At 65.3% G+C, this 23734-nt stretch carries 22 protein-coding genes; 8 read left to right on the forward strand and 14 right to left on the reverse strand.

Features of this window, described 5'->3' with window-relative positions; all coding sequences use genetic code 11:
* Window positions 1-15: 15 nt before the first annotated feature.
* Genes ACQPZ2_RS33865 through ACQPZ2_RS33875 form a run of 3 tightly spaced genes read right to left on the reverse strand, consistent with a single transcriptional unit; the run spans window position 16 to window position 3054 of the window.
* Window positions 16-690 (reverse strand): hypothetical protein, encoded by a 675-nt coding sequence (locus ACQPZ2_RS33865; RefSeq protein ID WP_433522136.1) that lies wholly within the window; start codon window positions 688-690, stop codon window positions 16-18.
* A gap of 45 nt (window positions 691-735) precedes the next feature.
* Entirely contained in the window at window positions 736-2241 is a 1506-nt protein-coding gene (glpK, locus tag ACQPZ2_RS33870) for a glycerol kinase GlpK (protein WP_433522137.1), read from the reverse strand.
* Between the two features lie 48 nt (window positions 2242-2289).
* The gene (locus tag ACQPZ2_RS33875; protein ID WP_433522138.1) at window positions 2290-3054 is read right to left on the reverse strand and encodes an IclR family transcriptional regulator; all 765 of its coding nucleotides are present in this window, start codon (window positions 3052-3054) and stop codon (window positions 2290-2292) included.
* A 196-nt stretch (window positions 3055-3250) separates the two neighbouring features.
* Here ACQPZ2_RS33875 and glpK (ACQPZ2_RS33880) point away from each other — a divergent pair, with 196 nt between their 5' ends.
* The 3 genes from glpK (ACQPZ2_RS33880) (at window position 3251) to ACQPZ2_RS33890 (ending at window position 7355) form a co-directional block, all read left to right on the forward strand.
* Window positions 3251-4720, forward strand: coding sequence for a glycerol kinase GlpK (glpK, locus tag ACQPZ2_RS33880; protein ID WP_433527599.1), 1470 nt, complete (start codon window positions 3251-3253; stop codon window positions 4718-4720).
* 47 nt (window positions 4721-4767) lie between these two features.
* Complete coding sequence (glpD, locus tag ACQPZ2_RS33885) at window positions 4768-6447, forward strand: glycerol-3-phosphate dehydrogenase (RefSeq protein WP_433522139.1); 1680 nt, start codon at window positions 4768-4770, stop codon at window positions 6445-6447.
* A gap of 131 nt (window positions 6448-6578) precedes the next feature.
* On the forward strand, window positions 6579-7355 hold the full coding sequence (locus tag ACQPZ2_RS33890; RefSeq protein WP_433522140.1) for a hypothetical protein: 777 nt from the start codon (window positions 6579-6581) through the stop codon (window positions 7353-7355).
* A 94-nt stretch (window positions 7356-7449) separates the two neighbouring features.
* On the opposite strand, the gene ACQPZ2_RS33895 is transcribed toward ACQPZ2_RS33890, so the two are convergent.
* The 3 genes from ACQPZ2_RS33895 to ACQPZ2_RS33905 form a co-directional block, all read right to left on the reverse strand.
* Window positions 7450-8670, reverse strand: a complete 1221-nt coding sequence (locus ACQPZ2_RS33895) for a cytochrome P450 family protein (RefSeq protein ID WP_433522141.1) — start codon at window positions 8668-8670, stop codon at window positions 7450-7452.
* A gap of 11 nt (window positions 8671-8681) precedes the next feature.
* A complete protein-coding gene (locus ACQPZ2_RS33900; RefSeq protein ID WP_433522142.1) occupies window positions 8682-9944 on the reverse strand; it encodes a cytochrome P450 in 1263 nt (420 codons plus the stop codon).
* 411 nt (window positions 9945-10355) lie between these two features.
* Complete coding sequence (locus ACQPZ2_RS33905; RefSeq protein ID WP_433522143.1) at window positions 10356-11102, reverse strand: NADPH-dependent F420 reductase; 747 nt, start codon at window positions 11100-11102, stop codon at window positions 10356-10358.
* A 38-nt stretch (window positions 11103-11140) separates the two neighbouring features.
* Here ACQPZ2_RS33905 and ACQPZ2_RS33910 point away from each other — a divergent pair, with 38 nt between their 5' ends.
* On the forward strand, window positions 11141-12823 hold the full coding sequence (locus tag ACQPZ2_RS33910; RefSeq protein WP_433522144.1) for a hypothetical protein: 1683 nt from the start codon (window positions 11141-11143) through the stop codon (window positions 12821-12823).
* A 115-nt stretch (window positions 12824-12938) separates the two neighbouring features.
* Complete coding sequence (locus ACQPZ2_RS33915) at window positions 12939-13769, forward strand: helix-turn-helix domain-containing protein (RefSeq protein WP_433522145.1); 831 nt, start codon at window positions 12939-12941, stop codon at window positions 13767-13769.
* An 89-nt stretch (window positions 13770-13858) separates the two neighbouring features.
* Here ACQPZ2_RS33915 and sigJ read toward each other — a convergent pair whose 3' ends face one another.
* Window positions 13859-14749 carry an RNA polymerase sigma factor SigJ gene (sigJ, locus tag ACQPZ2_RS33920; protein ID WP_433522146.1) on the reverse strand — a complete coding sequence of 297 codons (891 nt, stop codon included), beginning with the start codon at window positions 14747-14749 and terminating at the stop codon, window positions 13859-13861.
* Window positions 14750-14887: 138 nt separating this feature from the next.
* Here sigJ and ACQPZ2_RS33925 point away from each other — a divergent pair, with 138 nt between their 5' ends.
* The 3 genes from ACQPZ2_RS33925 (at window position 14888) to ACQPZ2_RS33935 (ending at window position 17232) form a co-directional block, all read left to right on the forward strand.
* A complete protein-coding gene (locus tag ACQPZ2_RS33925) occupies window positions 14888-15517 on the forward strand; it encodes an NADPH-dependent FMN reductase (protein WP_433522147.1) in 630 nt (209 codons plus the stop codon).
* Window positions 15483-15974, forward strand: coding sequence for a YybH family protein (locus ACQPZ2_RS33930; RefSeq protein ID WP_433522148.1), 492 nt, complete (start codon window positions 15483-15485; stop codon window positions 15972-15974). The genes ACQPZ2_RS33925 and ACQPZ2_RS33930 overlap by 35 nt, the downstream gene beginning before the upstream one ends.
* Before the next feature lie 364 nt (window positions 15975-16338).
* The gene (locus tag ACQPZ2_RS33935) at window positions 16339-17232 is read left to right on the forward strand and encodes an MHYT domain-containing protein (RefSeq protein ID WP_433522149.1); all 894 of its coding nucleotides are present in this window, start codon (window positions 16339-16341) and stop codon (window positions 17230-17232) included.
* 6 nt (window positions 17233-17238) lie between these two features.
* On the opposite strand, the gene ACQPZ2_RS33940 is transcribed toward ACQPZ2_RS33935, so the two are convergent.
* The 7 genes from ACQPZ2_RS33940 to ACQPZ2_RS33970 form a co-directional block, all read right to left on the reverse strand.
* Window positions 17239-17976, reverse strand: coding sequence for a glutamine amidotransferase (locus ACQPZ2_RS33940; protein ID WP_433522150.1), 738 nt, complete (start codon window positions 17974-17976; stop codon window positions 17239-17241).
* A 25-nt stretch (window positions 17977-18001) separates the two neighbouring features.
* Window positions 18002-18766 carry an ectoine/hydroxyectoine ABC transporter ATP-binding protein EhuA gene (gene ehuA, locus ACQPZ2_RS33945; protein ID WP_063040680.1) on the reverse strand — a complete coding sequence of 255 codons (765 nt, stop codon included), beginning with the start codon at window positions 18764-18766 and terminating at the stop codon, window positions 18002-18004.
* Window positions 18767-18770: 4 nt separating this feature from the next.
* Entirely contained in the window at window positions 18771-19439 is a 669-nt protein-coding gene (gene ehuD / locus ACQPZ2_RS33950) for an ectoine/hydroxyectoine ABC transporter permease subunit EhuD (protein ID WP_063040682.1), read from the reverse strand.
* Window positions 19439-20164, reverse strand: coding sequence for an amino acid ABC transporter permease (locus ACQPZ2_RS33955; RefSeq protein ID WP_433522151.1), 726 nt, complete (start codon window positions 20162-20164; stop codon window positions 19439-19441). The genes ehuD and ACQPZ2_RS33955 overlap by 1 nt, the downstream gene beginning before the upstream one ends.
* 4 nt (window positions 20165-20168) lie before the next feature.
* Window positions 20169-21056 (reverse strand): ectoine/hydroxyectoine ABC transporter substrate-binding protein EhuB, encoded by an 888-nt coding sequence (gene ehuB / locus ACQPZ2_RS33960; protein ID WP_433522152.1) that lies wholly within the window; start codon window positions 21054-21056, stop codon window positions 20169-20171.
* Window positions 21057-21154: 98 nt separating this feature from the next.
* Entirely contained in the window at window positions 21155-22240 is a 1086-nt protein-coding gene (locus ACQPZ2_RS33965) for a tartrate dehydrogenase (protein ID WP_433527600.1), read from the reverse strand.
* Window positions 22234-23706, reverse strand: coding sequence for an NAD-dependent succinate-semialdehyde dehydrogenase (locus ACQPZ2_RS33970; protein WP_433522153.1), 1473 nt, complete (start codon window positions 23704-23706; stop codon window positions 22234-22236). The genes ACQPZ2_RS33965 and ACQPZ2_RS33970 overlap by 7 nt, the downstream gene beginning before the upstream one ends.
* Window positions 23707-23734: the final 28 nt, after the last annotated feature.

Here is a 23734-nt window from a genome sequence, read left to right on the forward strand (position 1 = left end):
CCGACCAGTGACACGTCAACCCACGAATTCGCGGTCACCGTAGTGGACGGTATCCGGATTCCACGTGCCGCCGATGCTGGTGACGAATCGCTGGGTCAGCGTGAAATCCGCGAGGTCGGCGACCAGGATGAGACTGCCGGATTCGGTGACGGACCCGCCGACCAGATGCTCGCGCGCCTCGCGATCGGCGACGAGCGCGTCACGGAACCGACGCACATCGACACCGGCGACCTCGACCGTGAAGGCGTCGGCCTCCGACGCGGTATTCGGCAGGTACCGGAAGGTCAGCACCGACTCCTGACCGAATCGAGTCCGCACCTGATCGCCGATGCGATGCAAATCGACGGCATCGACACAGGCGAGATGGAATTCACGCGAACGCTCATAGGTAGCCTGCTGCCGCTCATCCGACCAGAACACCCCACTGACCAAGGTGGACCCCACCGGCAGCCCGACATTCCCGAGCGCGATCCCGTCGACCTGAAGTTCGAACGCCGCCAACCCGTTTCGCAACCGCTGGTCATCCGGCTCGGTGATCGTCGCCGTGTTATCGGTCGCGAACAGTTCCGCGGTGGGCTGCAACGGATTTCCCACCGCACAGGCATTCGGCGCCGACTCCGCCGGTCCCCCGACCAACACGGTCCCGACGAGCAAGGCGACGACAACACCGACAACGCGTGACACGATCATCTGGATCCTCTCCATCACCGACGAGCCCCGCAAGATCACCACACCCTAGCGCTTCGAGCGGGACCAGCCGAAGGTCAGGGCTACGGCGCGTTTCCAGTTGTCGTATTCGTCTCGGCGGTGGGTGGGGTCCATTCGGGGGATCCATTGTCCGGCCAGGCGCCAGTTGCTGCGCAGGCCCTCGAGGTCGGGCCAGTAGCCGACGGCCAGGCCTGCGGCGTAAGCGGCTCCGAGAGAGACGGTTTCGGCTACGAAGGGGCGCATGACGGGGATGTCGAGGACGTCGGCGACGATCTGCATGAGCAGGTTGTCGGAGGTCATGCCGCCGTCGACGCGCAGGGTGCTGGCCTGCAGACCGGAGTCGGCGTTCATGGCGTCGACGACTTCGCGGGTCTGCCAGGCAGTCGCCTCCAGGACGGCGCGGGCCAGATGGCCCTTGTTGATGTACGAGGTCAGGCCGATGACGAGACCCCTTGCGTCACTGCGCCAATGCGGCGCATACAGGCCGGAGAATGCGGGCACGATATAGCAGCCGCCATTGTCTTCGACTGTGCGAGCGAGGGTTTCGATCTCGGGCGCACTCGACACCAGACCGATATTGTCGCGCACCCACTGCACCAGCGAGCCGGTCACCGCGATCGGCCCCTCCAGCGCGTACACCGGTTCGGGCTCGATCTGATATCCGATGGTGGTGAGCAAACCGTGCGAGGACTGCACCAGCTCGCGCCCGGTATTCATCATCAGGAAGCCGCCGGTGCCGTACGTGCATTTGGTTTCCCCACGGGCGAAACAGGTTTGGCCGAACAGTGCGGCGTGCTGGTCGCCGAGCGCGGCGGCGATCGGGATGCCGGGCACCACCCGGCCGGTCATCCCATAGGACGCGGTCGAGGGCTGAATGCCCGGCAGCATCGCGGCCGGAATTCCGAAGAACTCCAACAGTTCTCGATCCCAGGTGAGCGAGGCGATATTCATCAACAGCGTGCGACTGGCATTGGTGACATCGGTGCGATGCACACCGCCGTCCGGTCCGCCGGTCAGATTCCAGATCAGCCAGGTCTCCATGGTGCCGAACAGCACTTCCCCGCGCTCGGCCCGATCCCGCAGTCCGGGAATGGTATCCAGCAGCCAGCGCAGCCGCGGCGCGGCGAAATAACCGGCCAGCGGCAGGCCGCACAGGTCGCGAATTCGTTCCGCACCAGGCTTACTCGCGAATTCGCGCACCAGTTCATCTGTGCGCACGTCCTGCCAGACGACCGCCCGCCGGATCGGCACACCGGTGTGGCGATCCCACACCACCGTGGTTTCCCGTTGATTCGCGATGCCGAGGGCCACAACCTGCTCCGCGGCGATACCGGAATCCCGCAGCGCCTGCGGCACGATGCGCTCGACATTGCGCCAGATCTCCAGCGCATCCTGCTCGACCCAGCCGGGCCGCGGATAGTGCTGCTGATGTTCACGCTGCGCGACTCCGACCAAGCGTGCGCGCTGATCGAACAAAATGCACCTGGTGGAAGTGGTGCCCTGATCGATCGCCAGCACATAGCGTTGCGCCATCGGCTACTTCCTGTCGGACGAGAATTGGTGCGGCATGATGTACGAAATTCATTGTCCGGCACCGAGATCCCGCGATACCGCATGCGCGGCATCGCGGACCTGCCCGACCAGCGTCGGCCGGTGCCGCAGTTGCGGATCGCAGAGCCGGTCGACCGGACCGCTGATCCCGATCGCACCGACCACGAGTCCACCGTGTGTCCGGATCGGCGCGGATATACCGGCCACCCCGGACCGGAATTCCTCGGTCTCCCCGGCCCATCCCGCCTGCCGGACCGCGGCAAGCGCCCGGGTGAGCGCCGCCCGATCGACAATGGTGCGCCGGGTGAGCGGCGCCAATTCACCACCGCGAACAGCGACGGCCAGTTCGGCGTCATAGGCGAGCAGCACCTTGCCGAGCGCGGTCGCGTGCGCCGGTAGCAGTTCCCCGACCTCGAGCGCCTGTTCGGTGTTGTCCGGCCGGAAGACATGGTGCACGACCACCACGCTTTCGTCCGCCGCGGCACCGATTCGCACCGACTCCCCGGTCCGCGCGGCCAGGGCATCGGCCCAGTTGATCGCCCTCGAGCGCAGTTCGTTGTTGTCGAGATAACTTGTCCCGAGATGCAGTACGGCCGCCCCGAGCTGGTACTTGCCAGTGGCCTGATCCTGTTCGACGAATCCCACGCCCTGCAATGTGCGCAGGATGCCGTGCGCGGTCGGCTTGGCCAGCCCGAGCGCACCCGCGATTTCGCCGACCCCGAGGCGGCCGGAACCCCGAGCGAGCAGCTGCAGGACGGCCGCCGCTCGTTCGATCGATTGGATCGGACCGGGCATACGCCGAAACCTACATGGCGATGGCCATCACAACCGTTCGGCATTGTCGAACGCACGCTATGTCCGTTTCGGCGATCCGCTAATAGCGTCGGCCCCGACGGCAGCAACCGCGGCGGTCTTTGCAGACGGAGGCTCAACGGTGAAACTCGGCTCGTACGTCGGCGCCATCGATCAGGGCACCACGAGCACCCGCTTCATGGTGTTCGACCACGGTGGCAACGAGATCGCCCGGCACCAGCTCGAGCACGAGCAGATCCTGCCGCGCGCGGGGTGGGTAGAGCACAACCCGACCGAGATCTGGGAGCGCACCCGTTCGGTCATCGTGTCCACGCTGAACAAGGCGAATCTCGTCGCGAGCGATCTGGCCGCGGTCGGTGTGACCAATCAGCGCGAAACCACCGTGGTGTGGAATCGCCGGACCGGGCGGCCGTATTGCAATGCCATCGTCTGGCAGGACACCCGCACCGACAAGATCGCCGCCGACCTGGAACGCGCGGGTCACGGCGAAATCATCCGCCGCAAGGCGGGGCTGCCGCCCGCAACCTACTTCTCCGGCGGCAAGCTGCGCTGGATCCTGGACAACGTGCCCGGCGTCGCCGCCGATGCGGACACGGGCGAGGCCGTCTTCGGCACCACCGACACCTGGCTGCTGTGGAATCTCACCGGCGGCATCGACGGCGGCGTGCACGTCACCGATCCGACCAATGCCAGCCGCACCATGCTGATGGACCTGGAGACCTGCGACTGGGACGACGAACTGTTGTCCCTCTTCGGAATTCCGCGCGCCATGCTGCCCGCCATCGCGCCCTCGTCGAATCCGGAACTGTTCGGCAGGACCCGCGCCGACGGACCGTTCAGCGGCGAGGTGCCGCTGGCGGGTGTGCTCGGCGATCAGCAGGCGGCCACCGTCGGTCAGGTGTGCTTCCGCCCCGGCGAGGCCAAGAACACCTACGGCACCGGAAACTTCCTGCTGCTCAATACCGGGACCGAACTCGTGCGCTCCCAGCACGGACTGCTCACCACCGTCGCCTACCAGTTCGGCGACGAGAAACCGGTGTACGCGCTGGAGGGTTCGATCGCGGTCACCGGCTCGGCCGTGCAGTGGTTGCGCGATCAGCTCGGCATCATTTCCGGTGCGGCACAAAGCGAATCGCTGGCCAGGCAGGCCGAGGACAACGGCGGGGTGTACTTCGTGCCCGCATTCTCCGGCCTGTTCGCACCGTATTGGCGATCGGACGCGCGCGGGGTGATCGTCGGGCTGTCGCGCTACAGCACCAATGCCCATCTCGCGCGTGCCACGTTGGAGTCGATCTGCTATCAGACCCGCGATGTCGTCGAGGCCATGGAGGCCGATTCCGGTGTGCGCCTGGGCACGTTGCGGGTGGACGGTGGCGTCACGGCCAATGAACTGTGCATGCAACTGCAGGCGGACTTCCTCGATGTGCCGGTCTCGCGGCCGGTGGTCGCGGAGACCACCGCACTCGGCGCGGCCTATGCGGCCGGGGTGGCGGTCGGATTCTGGAGCGACACCGACGAACTCGTACAGAACTGGCACGAGGACAGGCGCTGGACACCCACCTGGACCGCGGAGCAGCGCGAACGCGGTTACGCACGTTGGAAGAAGGCGGTCTCGCACACGCTCGACTGGATCGACGTCGACGACTGACCAACCCACCCCGAAGACGCAGTAGCACCGAAACAAGGAGACATACCGTGTCCGCACGTTTGGACTCGAACTACCGCGCCGATGCATTGAACACATTGGGCGACAATGAAATCGACGTACTCGTTACCGGCGGCGGCGTGGTCGGCGCCGGTGCCGCCCTCGATGCCGCCGCCCGCGGCCTGACCGTAACTCTGGTCGAGGCAAGGGACTTCGCGGCGGGCACCTCGAGCCGATCCAGCAAGCTCATCCACGGCGGCCTGCGCTATCTGGAGCAGCTCGACTTCTGGCTGGTGCGCGAGGCTTTGAAGGAGCGCAGCCTGCTGCTGCACCGGCTCGCCCCGCATCTGGTGCGCCCGGTGTCGTTCCTGCTGCCGCTGCAGCACCGGGTCTGGGAGCGCGCCTACATCGGCGCGGGCGTCGCGCTGTACGACACCATCGGCGGGGCCAGGGCGCTGCCCATGCACCGGCACCTGTCGCATACGCGCGCAATGGAATTGGCGCCCGCACTGCGCGACGACGCGATGATCGGCGCGATCCGCTACTTCGACGCACAGGTCGACGACGCGCGCCACACCATGACCATCGCCCGCACCGCCGCCCAGCACGGCGCGACGGTACTCACCCGCACCAAGGTCACCGGATTGTTGCGAGACGGCGAGCGGGTGATCGGCGCGCACGTCACCGATGTGGAGACCGGTCGCGAATACACCGTGCGCGCCCGCCGGGTGATCAGCGCGACCGGCGTCTGGACCGACGAGATGAACAAGATGACCGGCGTGGAATTCCCATTCCACGTGCGCATGTCGAAGGGCGTGCACATCCTGGTCCCGCGCGAGCGGCTCGACCTGGATACCGGTCTGATCATGCGGACCGAGAAGAGTGTGCTGTTCGTGATCCCGTGGGCCCGGCACTGGATCATCGGCACCACCGATACCGATTGGGCGCTGGACAAGAACCATCCGGTGGCCAGCGATGCCGATGTGCAGTACATCCTCGATCATATGAACGCGGTGCTGCGAGAGCCGTTGACCCGCAACGATATTGTCGGCACCTACGCGGGTCTGCGCCCGTTGCTGTCCGGCGCGTCCGCCGATACCGCGACGCTATCGCGGGAACACGCCGTCGCGGAACCGGTTCCGGGTCTGTTCGTGATCGCGGGCGGTAAGTACACCACCTACCGCGTGATGGCCGCCGATGTGGTGGACGCGGCCGTCGAGGGACTCGGTCGCGCGGCCGCCCCGTCGGTGACCGAACACCTGCCGCTGCTCGGTGCCGTCGGCTACCAGGAACTGGCCGCCGATGTGAACAGCGTCGCGCAGCGGGCCGGTCTGCCCGTCGCGACCGTCGAGCACCTGCTCGGTCGCTATGGTTCGGGCGTCGCCGAGCTGTTCGATCTGATCGCGGCCGAACCGGAGTTGGCCGAGCCGCTACCCGGTGCCGGTGAGTACCTCGGTGCCGAGGTCGTCTACGCGGTGACGCATGAGGGCGCACTGCATCTCGACGATGTCCTCACCCGCCGCACCCGCATCTCGATCGAAACCGCCGACCGCGGCCTGACCGCCGCACCCGCGATCGCCTTCCTCATGGGCGCCCGGCTCGATTGGGACGCCGCGACCACGGAACGCGAAATCACCCGCTACCGCGAGCGGGTCGAGGCCGAACTCGCGGCCAACAAGGCCGCGGACGACGAGTCGGCCAACGCGGCCCGCTTGGTCGCCGTGGCCTGATCCGAGCCGATTCGGCCCGGTGCGGACGCCCCGCACCGGGCCGAATCGGCTCTCCAAAAATGGGTTCATCCGAAAGGCGGGCGGTTCCGAATGTAGGTAAGTAATCATCGATGTTCGGAATGAGGTAATCCATGGGTAAACATCGACCCACACATCCGGTTCGTCCCATCCGCCGACGGACAGCCGCACTGGTTTTGACCAGTGCGCTTCCCCTGTCCGCCGCCCTGATCAGCACCACACCCGCTAGCGCCGAATCGCAATCACTCGGCACCGCGACGCTCTCGCGGACGCCATATGGACTGGCGCACATCGCCGATCCATCGGCTCCGGTCGACGACCCCGCCGTCTTCGCGACCTTGCCGCTGCGCGACGCCACCGCACCGGTGGCCGAGCCGGACGCCACGGTGCCGGACATTCCGAATGCGGCACAGCCGGATCAAGTCCCGCAGGCGCCCGTTGCCACCAATCACATCCGCATCGGCAATATCCAGGTCGATCGCCCGGACTTTCTGCCGCCCGACGTGGCCGACCAGATCAACGGCGCCTCCACGGCTACCGAAGGCGCACTGTCCCAAGGCCTCCAGTCGGTGGGCGTCGAACGCGCTCGTTCCGACCAAATCGCCAGTGCTGTCGTGGGTGACGCGGTCGTAGGCGCGTCGGTGGGCTCCACCCTGGCGAGCCCACTCGCCGCCACCAGTGCGGTCGTCGGCGCGGGCGCAGGGCTCATCGCCGGGATCCCATTCCTCCCGGCGGGTTTGGTGGTCGTCCCCATCATCGGCGCGGCCATCGGCTACGCGGTGATCGCCATCCCGGCCGCCGCGGCCGGCGCCGCCGCCGGCGCGGCCGTCGGAGTTGTCCACGGTGCCGTCACCCCGATACCAACCGAGGAGCAACCGACGATCTCCTGACGCGCGTCGCAAGGCGATTGTCGGATATGACCATTGCCGCAGCTACTCGGATCGATCGAGTCGGGGTGCCGCTGTGCGGCACCCCGACCACGATCTAGTCCAGGAAAACCGGCAGCGTGCGGTGCCCGTTCGAAATGAAACTGCCGACCGGCGCCAATTCCGCCGGATCCACGGCCAAGCGCAAATTCGGGAAGCGCTCGAAGATGGCCGGGAGGGCGATCGTCGCCTCCAGCCGAGCGAGCGGGGCGCCGATGCAGTGGTGCGCGCCGTGCCCGAAGGACAGATGTTCCTTGTTGACCCGGTGCAGATCGAACGTCGCGGCGGTCGCACCGTGCAGGTTCGGATCGCGGCCCGCGGCGGCATAGGACGCCAGAATCGCCTCGCCCTTGGGAATTCGGATCTCACCGAGCTCGATATCCTCGACCGCATAGCGCAATGGCAGGTGTGCGACCGGCGCCTCGTAGCGCAGCGTCTCCTCCACCAGATCCGACCACGGCACCCGGCCCTCGACCAGATCGGCGCGCTGCTCGGGATGGGTGAGCAGGATGAAGATCGCCTGATCGAGCAGATTGACCGTGGTCTCGTGACCGGCATTGATGACCAGCATCAGCGTGTCGACGAGTTCCTTCTCGCTCAGCTGCGAGCCGTCGTCCTCGTCGCGGGTCGCGATGAGGACACTCGTGACGTCGTCGCCCGGGGTCTCGCGCCGGTAGGCCACGAGTTCGCTGACCAGGCGGTACATCTCGAGGTAGTTGGCCTGCGCTTCCTCCGGCCCGAACGAGGTGTCGAAGAAGCCGTCGACGCATTTGCGCAGACCGGGTCCGAGATGTTCGGGCACACCCATCATTTCGGTGATGATCTCGATCGGCACCGGATAGGCGTAACCCTCGCGCAGATCGGCCACCTCGCCCTTCGGGGTGGCCGCGAGCGCGTTCAGCAGACCCTCGGTAATCGCCTCGATGCGCGGGCGCAGCGCCGTGGTGCGACGGTGGGTGAACGCGGGCGAGACCAGCTTGCGCAGGCGGCGGTGGTCCGTGCCGTACGCGGTGAACATGTTGTCGACCGCGATCCACGGAAGCAGCGGCCACTCCTGGGTGATCTCGCCATTGATGAACGAAGACCAGTGCTGCCGTGCGTCTTTCGACACCCGCGGATCGGCGAGCAGACTCTTGAGCACGGCGGCATCGGTCACCGACCACGCGGGCACGCCGCCGGGCAGGGCGACCAGCGCGACCGGCCCGCGCTCCCGGATCCGCTCGTTCTCGCCTTGGATATCGGCGCCGGTCAGATCCAGGACCAGCGGTTCATGCTCCATCGTTATCTCCTTCAGAAGACGGGCAGCGGAGGGGACTGGGGAAAAACGACCGGCAGCGCCGCCAATGCGCGGTGGAAGGGTCCGGGCCGCCAAGCCAATTCGTCCGCGGGCACGGCGAGTTCCATCTCCGGCAATGCGTCGAGCAGCTGATCGATGGCGTCCTGAACGACCAGGTAGGCAACGGATTTCGCGGGGCAGGCATGCGGCCCGGCGCCCCACGCCAGATGCGAGCGGTTGCCGGTGCGATCGCCGCCGCGGATCGCCGGATCGTTATTGCAGCCGGAAAGGCTGACCACAACCGGCTGATGGGCGGGCAACCAGGTGTTGTCGATGAGGATCGGCTGGCGCGGGTAGGTGATGCTGAAGTTGGCCATCGGCGGGTCGTTGAACAACACCTCGTCGAGTGCGTCGCGGGTCGAGAGGCTACCGCCGAGCATGTCGCCGCCGAACCGGTCGTCGGTGAGCATCAGCAGCAGGGTGTTCGTGATCAGATTCTGCATCGGTTCGATGCCCGCCCCGTAGAAACTGATCAGCTGGCACAGCATTTCGGTATCGTCGAGCTTGGACGGGTGGTGGGCCATGCGCGAGGTGACGTCATCGCCGGGCTCGGCCCTGCGTAGCTGCACCAGCTCCAGCAGTGCCTCGCTGAGCATCGCCATACCGGCGGCGGCCTCCACGGTGTCGAAGAGCATCGCCATACCGGTCGCGACCCGCTGCCCCAGTTCCGCTGAGCAGCCCACCATCTGGTTGATGACCTCGAAGACGACCGGCAGCGCGTACTGGGTGACCAGGTCGACCTCGCCGACCTCGCAGAAGGTGTTGATCACCGGGATGGCGATCTTCTCGACCGTCGAATGCAGTTCGTGCAGATCGATTCCGTCGATGCTGCCGGTGTAAGCCTGGCGGTAGCGAGCATGCGCCGCCCCGGCATTGCGTAGTGCGTTCGGGTACCACATCATCATCGGCTTGACGGGTGAGTCGTCGGCAACCGTCTGTTCCCAATGCCGCGGATCCGCCGGAAAGTGTTCCGGATCATTGAGGATCCGCACCGCGGTCTGATACCCGACCACCAGGGTGGCGGGCACGCCAGGCGCCAACTCCATCGGCACCAGCGACCCGTACTGGCTGCGCGCCTCCCGATAGGCCCGATGCGGATCGGCGGCGAACTCCGGCGTGTGCAACAGCACTCGGGGCTCACCGGGATCGAGCGGTGAGCCGTGCAGGGCGGGGCAGACTCCGGTCGCGGTGGCGTGGGTTGACGATGGCGTAGTCAAAGGCGTGGCTCCAGACGTTGGATCAGCAAGAAGGCCAGGATCAATCGAAGCACCGCGGCGATAACACAGCCTGCGGCCACAGCACTCAGTTCAGCCCTCCTCGCGACGCCGACCGTATGTGACCCCGGCCATGAGGTCCGCGTCGAGAACTCGGACCCTGGCGAGGCAACCACAGTCGACTGCGGTCACCCCACAGTCCCTGCAGGACAGGCGATTTCGACGCACAATCACCGGACGCCCTACCAGCCGCCCAGAACTCGACGACTCGCCCACGTTATCAGTATCCGGAAGAACTCTCTCCAGATCCGCCCGCAACGTCTGCACACCCCGTGCAACCGGCAAATATGTTGAACTGCTATTGATCACGTCACTCAGCGAAGGTCGGCTCGCCAACGCAGTCCTCGGGGCCGCTCAGTCGGCGCTGGGAAGTTCGGCTTCGCCTGCGGGCTGGCGGACTGCGGTTTCGACGAGTTCGGTGAGTTGGGGTACGGGGACGGGAATGCCGGGGGTTCGGAGGGTCCATTCCAGGAAGGCGTCGACGTCCATGGCCGGGATTTCGCCGAGGTAGGGACGAATGTATGCCGGGGTGTTCGGTTCGGTGCGCCAGCTGGCCGAGAGTGGGCCGATGTCTACGGCGTCGTAGCCGAGGAGGTCGAGCAGGCGGGTGGCCTCGGCTTTGGCTGCCGTGTTTTCGCCTGCGATGGGGAGGGCGCTGCGGTCCGTGGCATCGGTGGGGCGGGCGAGGGAGAGCAGTTGGTGTGGGGTGATGGTGTTGAATGCCTTGACCACGTGGGAATCCGCGAGGTGGCGCTGGATCAGAGCGCTGGAAGTCAGTGCGCCTGTATCCAGTTCGGTCAGGTGACCGTCCCGTTCCGGATAGTAGTTCGCCGTATCCAGGACCGTCTTTCCAGCCAGCGCTGCCGCGGGAAGCTTTCGAAACGCCATCAGCGGTATCGCCGCCACCACCAGGTCTGCGGCGCGCGCCGCTTCCGCTGGGGTCGCGGCTCGGGCCTGCCCGCCCAGTTCGGCGACGAGATCAGCGAGGGTCGCGGGGCCTCGCGAATTACTGAGGACGACATCCATGCCCGCCGAGATGGCCAGGCGGGCAATGGAAGTACCGATCATTCCACTGCCGATGAGTCCGAGCGTTCCGTGCACGGCTTCTCCGTTCGTTGGTGTGAGTGCCGCCTGACAGCGTGAAACCACCGCGGCCGCGCAACCAGACCCGTGTGCTGCGTACTCACAGCGTGATCACCCAATTGGCCACCAGCACTGTCGGGGGGTTCTGCTACGACTTCGGTATGGATTTGTACGCGGTGTTGCTCGAGTTGGCCGACCCACAGACCCGTAACGCCGCCACGAATACTCTCGTCGGTGTGGGCCGAGCGGCGGTCGAACCACTGGTGGCGCAACTCTTGGCGCCCGAACCATTCGTCGATGACGAGATCATCGTTTCGGTGTTGCACCGCATCGGCCCGCCCGCATATCGGCGGCTTACCGAAGCGATCGCGAATGCGCCGCTGCTCGACGATCCGGAGCGGACCCGCAGAATTCTTGAACTCTGCTGTATCGCAATGGATTTGCCCACCGATGACCTGGAGAAGGTGGCGACCTACGCCAATCGGATTGTCAATGGTGATGCGAAGGTCGAACGTGGCTGGCCGCTCGGGCCGGAGAATGTCGCCAGGCAGATCGGCGATGATCGGGCGGTCGCTTACGCGCCGCTGCTGATTCCGGTGCTGGCCCACGCCTCGGCTCGCGACGAGGCCGCAGCGGCTTTCGCGAAGCTGGGTCCCGCTACGCTGCCACTGTTGCATGCCACCAGGCGCGCACCGATTCCGGAGCGCCGCGGTGCTCTGCTGGCACTGGTGCGGCTCGGATGGCGGCAACTCGACACACCCGATCTCACCGCATTGGCACGGCTCATCGCCGCGAAGATTGCCGTAGCGAAACCAAGACCCATTGTGCCTCAAGGCGAATGGTATGCCGTCGAGACCGACGATCAAGCCGCTGTGCTCGACGCGTTCGACCTCCACGATTCGATTCCCGCGACCTGGTGCATGGGCACCCAACTCTGGCGCAACGCCATGCCGTATAGGCCGTTCGAACACGACCACTCCGAACACCGCGACTGCACCCGCATGTACGTCAGCCCGGTATTGAACGGTTGGACACTGGTTTTCGGCAACCCGGTGCTGACGCGCGAGGGCGACGCCCACGAACGCGAGATCGAGCTGAGGCGACGGCACTCGATCACGATCGAGGATGTGATCGAGATAGACCCGCCCTCTGAGCGCGAGCTTCGAGAATCCCGCTGTATCGAGCTGAGCAGGCGATTCGGGCGCGCACAGTGGTACAGCCTGATCGAGGATGGTGGCTGCGGCGACCGGTGGGGATGGTGCATGGCCGAGCACGGTCGGCTACAGCGCTACTACGAACACGACTGGTACCAAGACGACGACGATCGGAATTTCTACAATTTCGGCGCACCACACCCCGCCGAAGCCGGTCTGCGATATCACGACGTGCGGCAGTGGTTGTCCGACAACGGATTCAACGGAAACGAGTGGGGCTCCTACACCCGCGATGCGCGGGTTCGCGTCGAAAACGCGGAACCGACGCCGTGGGGTGCCCCTCGAGCGCTCGACGACCGCAGCCTGTGGCGCCAGTTTCAGCAGGTGACCGGAATCCCCGATCTGGCGACACCACTCAACGTCGCCGCGAAGGCGTCGATCGACCCAGCCGGGTTCGGCCCGCACACGCGCGTGCAGGGTCACGGCGTACTCGCGCTCACCGTCTGCGGCCTGCGCAAGGGCCATCACGGCGCGTTCTCCATCGATGAGGAATGGATCAATCCCTACTCCGTGATCATTGAATGATTTGCGTCGCTCGACCGCCACAGCGAACGTCCGAATATCGGCTGCTCAGAGACTGGTGGCAGGGCTCGAAGTAACGGTGCCTTTCCGCACGGACACCCGGACGTAGGGTTGTCGAGTGGACGACCGGACCGAGCTGAGCGGGTTCCTCAAATCGCGCCGAGCTCGGCTGCGCCCACAGGATGTCGGGTTGCGCGATCACGGCGGAGTGCGCCGCGTCGCGGGCCTGCGGCGGGAGGAATTGGCCCAGATCGCGGGGGTGAGCATCGCCCACTACACGCGGCTGGAGCAGGGCAAGAGTGACAGCGTGTCGGACGAGGTCCTACAGGCGATCAGCGCGGCGCTGCGGCTGGACACGGACGAATCGGCATATCTGCACCGGATCGCACGGCGTCCACAACCGTGCGCACAGGAGACGCCATCGGCGGATATGCCGGTGGGCCTGCGTTATCTGCTGGACTCGTTCGTGCTGACACCGGCGCTGGTGGTCGGCCGCCACACCCAGATCATCGGGTGGAACCAGCTGGCGGTGGCGGTGTTCGGCGACTTTCCCGCACTCCCCCACGACCGCCGCACCCTCTCACACCTCCTGTTCGTCGAGCCTCACCTGCGCGAATTGCTCGGAACCGGTTGTGATCAGGCGGCACTCGCGCACGTGGCGCATCTGCGTGTTCTGCTCGGACGCTATCGCGGACACGCCGAACTCGAGGCGCACATCGACACCATGCAAGAGCTGAGTCCGGACTTCGCACGAATGTGGGCCGAGCACCCGGTCGCACAGGTCCGCAACCGGACGTACGCGCTGCACCATCCGCTCGTCGGCGAGCTGACCCTGCACGGCGAACTCATCGCACTCCCCGACGCACCGTCGTGCTGCGGCCTGGACCTGTTCGCCGCCGAGCCCGGTTCGGCATCCGAGCAGGCGCTTCGGGAACTCGGGAATCAGTAGCCCGGCTCGGCTGGTCCTCGGCGGCTTCGTAGCGCATGGGATCGCGGCCCCGGCTTCGCTTGGTCGGCCAGCCGGTTGCGACACCGAGTTCAGCCAACTGTCCACGGCCGCAGTTTCTCCGGATTCCGGATCGCCCAGATGCGAGTGATCCGGCCGTCGGCGATGTCGAAGGCGTAAACCGACACGATCGTGTCGGCGAGCTGCGCCACCAGGCCAGGCTGGCCATTCACCGTACGCTCGAGCAGCATTACCTCGGGGCCTCGGGCGGCAATTTCGATCCAGGCGCGCGCGATCTGCTCACCGCCGATGATCGGTTGACGGAAGGCCGTGGCCAGGCCGCCGCTGTCGGCGGTCGCGGTCGCGGTCGGATCGAGCAAACCGATCAGGGCCTCGATATCACTTGTCTCCCAGGCCCGTTTGAAGTCCCTGACCACCTCGGAGCGCTGGGCGCTCGACGGGCCCCGCGATGTGTCGATACGGCGGCGGGCAGAGGAGGCGAGCTGGCGACAGGCCGCGGGAGTGCGCCCAACAACGTCGGCGACCTCGGCAAAGGAATAGCGGAAGACGTCGTGCAGGACGAACGCCACCCGCTCGGCCGGTGTCATGGAATCGAGCACGACGAGGAAGGCCATACTGATCGACTCGTCGAGGGTGACCCGGTCGGCCGGATCGGCGGGGGCCGGACCACCGAACCATTCGGAGTGGCCGGGAATCGGCTCCGGAATCCATTCGCCCACATACCGTTCCCGCCTGGCTCGCGCCGAGCCGAGCAGATCGAGGCAGATCCGGCCGGCGACCGTCGTCAACCAAGCGCCGGGCACCGCTACCTCATTGCGCTGCCGCTCCGATAGCGCGTACCAGCGCAGATAGGTCTCCTGCACCACATCCTCGGCCTCGGCGAGCGAGCCGAGCAGCCGATAGGCGAGATTGATCAGCTGACGGCGTTCACTGATCACCGAGGGCAGTTGCGGATCGGTCATGGTGTTCGGCTCCTTCGGTCGGTGCATCCCTCACCGAATCCGACGAAATAGCGGCCCGAACTGTGAGACGGCCTGACATTCCGACCGCCTGCATCGTCGGGAGGTCGTGACAGTTTCAGCAGAGCAGGAGTTGCGGACATGATCAGAATCGCCATCATTCTCGGCAGTACCCGGCCCAACCGCAATGGTCCGCAGGTGGCCCAGTGGGTTCTCGACTCGGCATCGCGCCACGGCGATGCCGAGTTCGAACTGATCGACCTGCGCGACCACCCGCTACCGCATCTCGACGAACCGGTGCCACCGATGTTCGGCCCGTCGGTCCATGAACACACCCGCGCGTGGGCCGAGCGGATCGCCCCCTTCGACGGGTTCGTGATCGTGACTCCCGAGTACAACCACGGCCTCCCTGGTGTACTGAAGAACGCCATCGACCACCTGTTCCGGGAATGGGCCGGTAAGGCAGTCGGATTCGTCTCCTACGGTGCGGGTGGCGGCGGCCACGCGGTGGACCAGCTGCGGCTGATCTGCAGCACGCTGGGCATGGCTGGTGTGGGCCCCCAGGTCACGATCTCGCTGCACCACGATTTCGAGAACTTCACCACCTTCACGCCCGGCGACCGGCACCTCACAGCCCTGAACACGCTGCTGGATCAGCTCGTCGCATGGAGCAACGCGCTCGCGCCGCTGCGGCAGCCCGGCACCGATACCCCGCACACCGTTGATGGAGCCAATCATGACGACACCGAACGACTTTCTGTCACCCGCTGACCGAATCGAAACGCAACGCGAGCTGGAGGAGGCCAAGGTTCGCCAGCAAATCGACAAGATAGTCGCAGCGCTGCGAGCCGAGGATCTCGAGACCCTCGAGCAGGCGTACACAACCGACGTCGTGTCATTCGATGTCGAGCCGCCGCTCCAGCATGTCGGCATAGCGGCGAAACTCGAGAATTGGACGAGGGTGTTCGAGGTCTTCGAAAGCGTGAGCTACGAGGTGCGCGACCTGACACTCACGATGGGCGATCAGGTGGCGTTCGGGCACGCCTTCGCTCGTCTCAGCGGCACATTGCGAAACGGGGCGACGACGAGCGGTATGTGGGTCAGAGTCACGTACGGTTTCCGGAAGATCGACGACACGTGGTTGATCGCGCACGACCAGGTCTCGGTGCCGCTCGACATCGCGAGCGGAAAAGGAGTGGTCGACCTCGAGCCGGTGACGAAAACCTAGGGCCTTCTCTCCGACATCGACGAAGCCCCCGCTGCGCGGGGGCTTTCGTGCGTCATAGCGGGCAGTTTGCGCCAGCCCGGCCGAAACGGATCGCTGGCCGATTGCTCTCTGTACGTCCATCAGGAAACCATGCGTTAGCTGTGAATCCGGGACCCGCGCTGGCCATGCGCGTCCGGTCTGGCTATTGTCAGCGCCTGGCGGAAATATCACTGTAAATTTCCGCAGATCGTGAGGTTCCACCCGATGTTCATTGGTTTACTGCCGCTGTGCTCGACGGACAGCTGGTTGCCGCCGACCGATAGCGGGTCGCCCCGACCGACCGGCATTCGGCCACCACGGCACAACTGGTGAACGCGGAGTACACATGCTAGAACTCGATCATTTCAGCCATGGCTGGTTGACCCCGGTCATGGCCTACCTCGTCTCCTTTATCGGATCCGGCCTCGCGCTCCGTTGTGTGACGCACGCTCGGTCCTCCGATTGGCCGGCCGGGTGGCTGGCCACCGCCGCCGTCTCCCTCGGCGGGGCAGGCATTTGGGTCATGCATTTCACCGCCATGCTCGGCTTCTCCATCCACGGCGCCACCATTCGCTACGACATTCCGATGACATTGCTCAGTGCCGTCATCGCGATCGTGGTCGTGTGGGTCGGGCTATCGATCGTGGTACGTGGTCGAAACGAGTTCGTGGCACTGCCCATCGGCGGCGCGGTCACCGGACTCGGCGTGGCCGCCATGCACTACCTGGGCATGTACGCGATGAAGACCAACGCACACGTCGAATACGACCGCAACACGGTGGTGGTGTCGATCGTGATCGCGGTGGTCGCGGCCACCGCTGCACTGTGGTTCATGCTGCATGTCCGCGGTCTGTTCGCCACCATCGGCGCCGCGCTGATCATGGGTGTCGCGGTCTGCGGAATGCACTACGTCGGGATGACGTCCATGCACGCCAGCCATGCCGACCACCAGGTCGACAGCGGCGGCATCGATCCCCTCCAGCTGGTGTCGCCACTGATCGTGACCGTCACGCTGGTCATCATGATCCTGATGGTCGTCGTCGGACTCGCCGAAATCGACGACCGCAGCACCCGCGAAGCGATGCCCGTCCGGCGCGCACCACGCGAACCGTCAGCCACGACGACCGGATCCTGGCCCGTGATCACCGACGCGCGCACCGACCTCGACTCACCCAGCTGGGCGCTGCGTACCAGCTCGCGCACCGAACACCGAAATCGCCATCGCCTCGACGATCGGTAATCGGACCTACCCGCGGCAGTACCGCGCGACAAATCGGCTCAGAATCACACTGGGCACCGTGATCGATTCCCGATGACCGAGCTCGATCAGGTCCTCGGCCTCGTGCGGTTCGAAATAGCCTGCGTGCCGGTAAACTTCGATACGCAAAGCCAATCCGTCGCTGTCCAATTCGGGATGGAATTGAGTCGCGTACACGTGCTGCCCGACGCGAATCATCTGCACCGGGCAATCGGCCGATCCGGCCAGCAGCACCGCACCGGGTGGCACCTCCTGACAGGCTTCCTTGTGTCCGACGAACGCTCGGAATGTCTGCGGAATTCCTGCTAGCAGCGGGTCCGTGCGGCCGTGCTCGGTCAGATCGATGGTCTGCGCACCGACCGGTTCACTGTATTTCTGGACGCTCACCTCGCCGCCGAGCACGTCCGCGAGGATGCCCAATCCGTAGCAGGCGCCCAGATAAGGGAAATCCCGGCCGACGATCTCGGTCATCAGCTTCTTCAGCTTGGGTTCGAATGTCCGCTGGTAACCGTATTTCTTGGCATCCGGACTGCTGACATTGCTCGGCCCGCCACCGACGATGACCGCCGAGTAATGGTCGAGATCGATATCCGGGAATTCCTGATCCATCTGCACTCGCACCGTGTCCCCCTCGGCGAGGTCGGCCATGCGCAGGACGGCGCGGTATTCGTCATCCGCGGCGGGTCGCTCCGGCCGCAACTGCAGGACTAGACACGGCTTGGTCATGCTTCAGATTGTGGAAGATCGGCGGTCAGTTTTCATCCAACACCGCCTGTAAGAATTCGCGAGTCCGATCCTGCCGGGGATCGGTGAAGATCCGTTCCGGATCACCGTCCTCGAGCACGCGCCCCGCGTCGAACATCATTACGCGATCGGAAACCTTGCGGGCGAACTGCATTTCGTGGGTGACGCAAAGGAAGGTGATCTCGGTATCGGCCGCGATATCCGCCAGCAAATGCAGAACTCCGGTCACCAACTCCGGGTCGAGCGCCGAGGTCACCTCGTCGAGCAGCAGCACCTCGGGCTCCATGGCAAGCGCCCTGGCGATGGCGACTCGCTGCTGCTGGCCGCCGGACAGGTGCGCGGGACGGGCGTCGATCTTGTCGGTGAGCCCGACCAGTTCGAGCAACTTTCGTGCCCGCTCCTCGGCGGCGTCCTTGGACTGGCCGAGACCGCGGACCGGGCCCTCGGTGACATTGCGCAGCACGGTCATATTCGGGAACAGATTGAACTGCTGGAAGACCATCCCGATCTTGCGGCGCATCCGGCGTAGGTGTGCCGGACCGGCGGGCACCAGTTTGTCGCCGCGCCGCTGGTGGCTGAGCAATTCTCCGCCGACCTCGATGGTGCCCGCGTCTATCCGCTCGAGCCCCATGAGCAGACGCAGAATGGTGGTCTTGCCGGAGCCCGACGGCCCGATCAAAGTGACGAATTCACCTGGCGCAATGGCGAAATCGAGTTCGTCCAGGCACACCGTGGCGCCGTAGCGCTTTTCCACACCGGTGAACCGGATCATCGGTTCAGACACGTCGTTCCAACTTTCGTACCAGGATCGAGCACGGATAGCTCAGCGCGAGGAAGGTCAGACCGGCCGCGAACCAGGCCTCGGGTCCCGCGCCGCCGGTATCGGCCGCGTACTCGGTTTTGACCTGATAGACCATGTCGAGGATGACGATCGAGGACAGCAGCGGCACCTCTTTGAACATGGCGATGGTGTAGTTGCCCAGCGCGGGCAGCACCCTGGGCACCGCCTGCGGCAGAATCACATCGACCCAGGTGCGGGTGCGCGGCAGATTCAGCGCCGTAGCCGCCTCCCATTGCGCGGCGGGCACCGCGTCGATGCCCGCGCGGAACACCTCCGAGGTGTAACAGGCATAGTGCACGCCTAGTGCGGTCACGCCGACAACCAGCCGTTGGGTGTCGATGGACAGCCCGCCGAGCAGATCCGGACGCACCACCCAGTACAGGAAAAAGATCTGCACCAAAAGCGGTGTGCTGCGGATGAATTCGATGAATGCCCACAACAACTGATCGACCACCGGAATCCGCAGCCGCCGAATCACCGCGAAGATCAGACCGAGCACATACGCGACCAGTGACCCGAGCAGGGTGTACTGGATCGTGACGAGCAGCCCGTCCCAAATGAAGGGAAAGGCATCGAAGAAGCGGTCCCACCGCCATTTCTCCATCAGACCCCCACATGTGCCGAGAGTCGAATGCTCGATCGCTTCGGCCGCCGCCCGACCCGCCGGGCCGCCAACAGCTCCAGTACCCGCATGATCACCGTGATCACGACCGCGATCAGCAGGTACACGACCAGCTGAATCCCGTAGATGAGACCGAGTTCGCGAGAGAACGCAGGTACCGCACGCAGTTCATCGGCCTTCTTGAAAACCTCGGGCACCGCGATAAAGCTCAGTAGCGCAGTTGCTTTCACCAGCTGGATGAACAGGTTGTTGAACGACGGCAGCATCTCCACCACGGCCTGTGGCAGGATTACCCGCCACATGCGTTGCGCCGGTGACAGATTCAGCGCGATCGCGGCCTCGACCTGTGCCCGCGGCACGGATCCGATCGCACCCCTGACTATTTCGGCACCGTAGGCGCCGTGGTTGAGACCGAGCACGATAATGCCGATGACCAGCAGACCCTTCGCCGTCGCACCGAGCGATACTCCGAAAAAGATCGGTATCGCCACCGCGAAGAAGAACAGCTGCACCACCTCCGAGCTGCCGCGGAACCCCTCCACATAGATGCGGGTGACGAACCGCACCGGCAGATACGGCGACAGCATGGCGATCCCGGCGACGAAGGACAGCACGACGGTCAGCGCGATGCCGCCGACCGCCGCCCACAGCGTGAAAGGTAGACCCTGGAGTACCCGCTCGAGGTAGGTCGAGAAGTGTGATGACACGAGGTCAAGCCGTGCAGTACTGCTCGGCCGTGGCCGCGGGATCCGCCTCGTTCGCCTTGGTCAGGCCGAACGGCTCCACCAGCTTCAACCATTCACCGCTTTCGTGCAGTGCGCGCAGCTCGCGATTGAAGTCCTCGCGGAACTTGTCGTCGCCGATGCGGAAGTTGAAGGTGCCGACATCCGGCTTATTGCCGAAGCGGAAGGACGGGCCCACCGCCAGGTTGGCGTCCGGATTGTTCTTCACCAGCCATGCGGCCGTGACGTCCAGCATCGCCGCGCCGTAAACGTCCTTGTTACGCACCGCGCGCAGGATGTCGTCCTGTTTGGCCATCGGCTCGATGAGTTGGGACGGCACGCCCGAGGATTGCGCGTAGCCGTTCTCGACCGCGCCACCCAGCGTGGCTATCCGGACGTTCTCCCGGGTGATGTCCTCGAACTTGTTGATATTGCGTGGGTTGCCTTCCGGCACCAGGAATGACGAACCCACCTGGTAGTCGGGAGTGGCGAATGCCGAACTCGCACACCGCTTCGGATTGATGAACATGCCCGCCGCGACGAATGCGTAATTCTTGGCCCGAACGCCGTCGATCAGTCCGTCGAAATCGGTGACAACGCCTTCGATTTCGTTGATGCCGAGTCGTTTCAATACCGCGCGAGCGACGGTCGGCGCATATCCGGTCAGCTGGCCGTCCGCACCGAGGAATGCCCACGGCGCCTCGTTGGCGAAGCCGACCTTGATCTTGCCCGAGGATTTCGCATCCTCGTAGGTCACCGCAGCCGCATCGTCGCCGCCCAATCCGCAGCCCGCTATCACCACGAGGCTGGCCGCAGCCACCGCCGCGGCCATGGCGCGGCGCAATCGCTTACGCGCACCCCCGAATTCGAACGTCATGACCCAGTCCTTCCGCAGACACGCGAGTCGTCCCATGATCTCGGATGAACTTTGCGATCGGCCCGCCGAATTCTTTGCGGTCACATGACGATACGGATCTAGGGTTGCGCGAATACCGAACCCGTCTCGACCAATTCGACCGCACGGTGCGCAATGGCACTGCCGAACTCACCGGTCGTCGCGGTGCCGTCGAGATCCGGTGTACGAATCCGACCTTCGCGCAGCACATCGCAGACCGCGCGATCGACCGCCGCGGCGGCCGCATGCTCGCCCAAGTGCTCCAACAACATTGCTCCGGCGAGAATCTGCGCCACCGGATTCGCGATGCCCTGCCCGGCGATATCGGGTGCGCTACCGTGTACCGCCTCGAACATCGACGGCGCCGTACGCTCGGGATTTATGTTGCCCGATGGGGCGAGGCCGAGGCCACCCGTTACCGCGGCGGCCAAGTCGGACAGGATATCGCCGAAGAGATTCGATCCGACGATCACATCGAGCCGATCCGGATGCAGCACGATTTCGGCGGCCAGCGCGTCGACATGCAACTGTCGGGTCTCCACCTGCGGATATTCCGAGGAAATGCGCTCGAAGATGCTGTCCCAGTACGGCATCGAGTGCAGCAGCCCATTCGATTTGGTGGCCGAGCACAGGCGGCCGTCGCGTTCGAGGGCCCGTTCGAAAGCGTAGCGGATGATCCGTTCACAGCCGACCCGCGTGAAGATCGACTCCTGCCGGACGAATTCGTCGGTGCGGCCCGGATGGTGCATGCCGCCGATCGCAGAGTATTCGCCCTCGGAATTCTCCCGCACGATCAGGATGTCCAGGTCTTCGGCGGTACGGTCGCGCAAGGCCGATTCGGTGCCGGGCAACAGGCGGACCGGACGCAGATTCACGTACTGGGCGAAGGCGCGACGCAGCGGAATCAGCAAACCCCACAGCGAAATATGGTCGGGTACACCGGGAAAGCCGACCGCGCCGAGCAGGATCGCGTCGAATCCGGCCAGTTGACCGGGTGCGTCCGCGGGCATCATCGCTCCGGTGCGCAGGTAATTCTCACAGGACCAGTCGAATTCGGTCCATTCGATACCGGGCAGCACCGCGTTCAGTACCGCTACCGCCTCGGCCGTGACGTCGACACCGATGCCGTCGCCGGGAATGGTAGCTATCCGATAGGTCGTCACAATCGCACTCCGATGTATTTGGTCTCCAGGAATTCGTCTATGCCGGTGAGTCCGCCCTCACGGCCGAGCCCGGATTCTTTCACGCCGCCGAACGGTGCGGCGGGGTTGGACACTACTCCCTGGTTCAAGCCGACCATGCCGGATTCCAGCGCCTCACACACCCGCAGTCCGCGCCGCAGATTTTCGGTGAAAACATAGCTCACCAATCCGTATGGCGTGTTATTCGCGCGCGCGACGACCTCGTCTTCGGTATCGAAGGCGGCGATCGCCGCGACCGGTCCGAAAATCTCGGTGTGGCACATCTCGGCGTCATCGGGCACATCGGTCAATACCGTTGCGGGATAGAAGTTTCCGAGTCCCGCCAAGGCAGCGCCGCCGGTGCGCACGGCGGCCCCGCGGCGGACCGCATCGGCGACCAGACCGGTCACCTTGGCCACCGCATCGGCGTCGATCAGCGGGCCGACCACGACTCCCGGCTCGGTCCCGCGCCCCATCGGCAGCGCCGTCAGCCGGTCCGCGAGCCGAGTCGCGAATTCGTCAACGACACCGCGCTGCACGAAGATTCGGTTCGCGGCAGTACACGCCTGCCCGATATTGCGCATCTTCGCCGCGAGCGCGCCCTCGACGGCCTCATCCAGGTCCGCATCGTCGAATACGATGAACGGCGCGTTACCGCCGAGCTCCATCGAGGTGCGCATCACGGTCCGCGCGCACTGCTCGAGCAGCAACTTCCCGACGGCGGTCGAACCGGTGAACGACAGCTTGCGCGAACGGCTGTCCAGAATCAGCGGCGTCATCACCGCCGCCGGATCGGATGTGGTGATCACATTGACGACCCCCGCCGGGACCCCCACCCGATCCAGGATGTCGGCCAGCGCCCGCATCGAAAGTGGTGTCTGCTCAGCGGGTTTCACGATGCAGGTGCATCCTGCGGCCAGTGCCGGACCGATCTTGCGGGTCCCCATGGCCATCGGGAAGTTCCACGGCGTGATGAGCAGGCTCGGACCGACCGGCTGTCTGGTCACCAGGAAGCGCGAACCACCCGCCGGTGCAGGCATGTACCCACCGTCCAGACGGACGGCCTCCTCGGCGAACCACCGGAAAAACTCTGCCGCATAAGCGATTTCACCGCGCGCCTCGGCCAGTGGCTTACCCATTTCCAGCGTCGCGATCAGCGCGAGTCGTTCGGTATCGGCGAGCAGTGCCCGGTGCGCGTCCATGAGGATGTCGCTGCGCTGCCTCGGCGTCGTTCGCGCCCACTCCGCTTGGGCCCGATCGGCCGCGGCCAATGCCTCCAGCCCGTCGGTCGCATCGGCATCGGCCACCACACAGAGCAACTGGCCGGTTGCCGGATCGGCGACCGGGAGCGTAGCGGCCGTTCCGCGCCATCCGCCGTCGATGAACAGTCCGGTCGGAACCGTGTCGATCGCCGCGCGTTCGGCTGCGGTCAGGGCGGTTTCGGTGAGCATGTGGGCTCCTTTTCATTCCCGACGCGGC

Source organism: Nocardia pseudovaccinii (genome assembly GCF_050942345.1).
GTDB lineage: Bacteria > Actinomycetota > Actinomycetes > Mycobacteriales > Mycobacteriaceae > Nocardia > Nocardia pseudovaccinii.

Coding starts and splice junctions, on each gene's coding strand:
- ACQPZ2_RS33865 (WP_433522136.1), bottom strand. CDS start 690: ATGATCGTGTCACGCGTTGTCGGTGTTGTCGTCGCCTTGCTCGTCGGG.
- glpK (WP_433522137.1), bottom strand. CDS start 2,241: ATGGCGCAACGCTATGTGCTGGCGATCGATCAGGGCACCACTTCCACC.
- ACQPZ2_RS33875 (WP_433522138.1), bottom strand. CDS start 3,054: ATGCCCGGTCCGATCCAATCGATCGAACGAGCGGCGGCCGTCCTGCAG.
- glpK (WP_433527599.1), top strand. CDS start 3,251: ATGGTGTTCGACCACGGTGGCAACGAGATCGCCCGGCACCAGCTCGAG.
- ACQPZ2_RS33890 (WP_433522140.1), top strand. CDS start 6,579: ATGGGTAAACATCGACCCACACATCCGGTTCGTCCCATCCGCCGACGG.
- ACQPZ2_RS33895 (WP_433522141.1), bottom strand. CDS start 8,670: ATGGAGCATGAACCGCTGGTCCTGGATCTGACCGGCGCCGATATCCAA.
- sigJ (WP_433522146.1), bottom strand. CDS start 14,749: ATGACCGATCCGCAACTGCCCTCGGTGATCAGTGAACGCCGTCAGCTG.
- ACQPZ2_RS33925 (WP_433522147.1), top strand. CDS start 14,888: ATGATCAGAATCGCCATCATTCTCGGCAGTACCCGGCCCAACCGCAAT.
- ACQPZ2_RS33930 (WP_433522148.1), top strand. CDS start 15,483: ATGACGACACCGAACGACTTTCTGTCACCCGCTGACCGAATCGAAACG.
- ACQPZ2_RS33935 (WP_433522149.1), top strand. CDS start 16,339: ATGCTAGAACTCGATCATTTCAGCCATGGCTGGTTGACCCCGGTCATG.
- ACQPZ2_RS33940 (WP_433522150.1), bottom strand. CDS start 17,976: ATGACCAAGCCGTGTCTAGTCCTGCAGTTGCGGCCGGAGCGACCCGCC.
- ehuA (WP_063040680.1), bottom strand. CDS start 18,766: ATGATCCGGTTCACCGGTGTGGAAAAGCGCTACGGCGCCACGGTGTGC.
- ehuD (WP_063040682.1), bottom strand. CDS start 19,439: ATGGAGAAATGGCGGTGGGACCGCTTCTTCGATGCCTTTCCCTTCATT.
- ehuB (WP_433522152.1), bottom strand. CDS start 21,056: ATGACGTTCGAATTCGGGGGTGCGCGTAAGCGATTGCGCCGCGCCATG.
- ACQPZ2_RS33970 (WP_433522153.1), bottom strand. CDS start 23,706: ATGCTCACCGAAACCGCCCTGACCGCAGCCGAACGCGCGGCGATCGAC.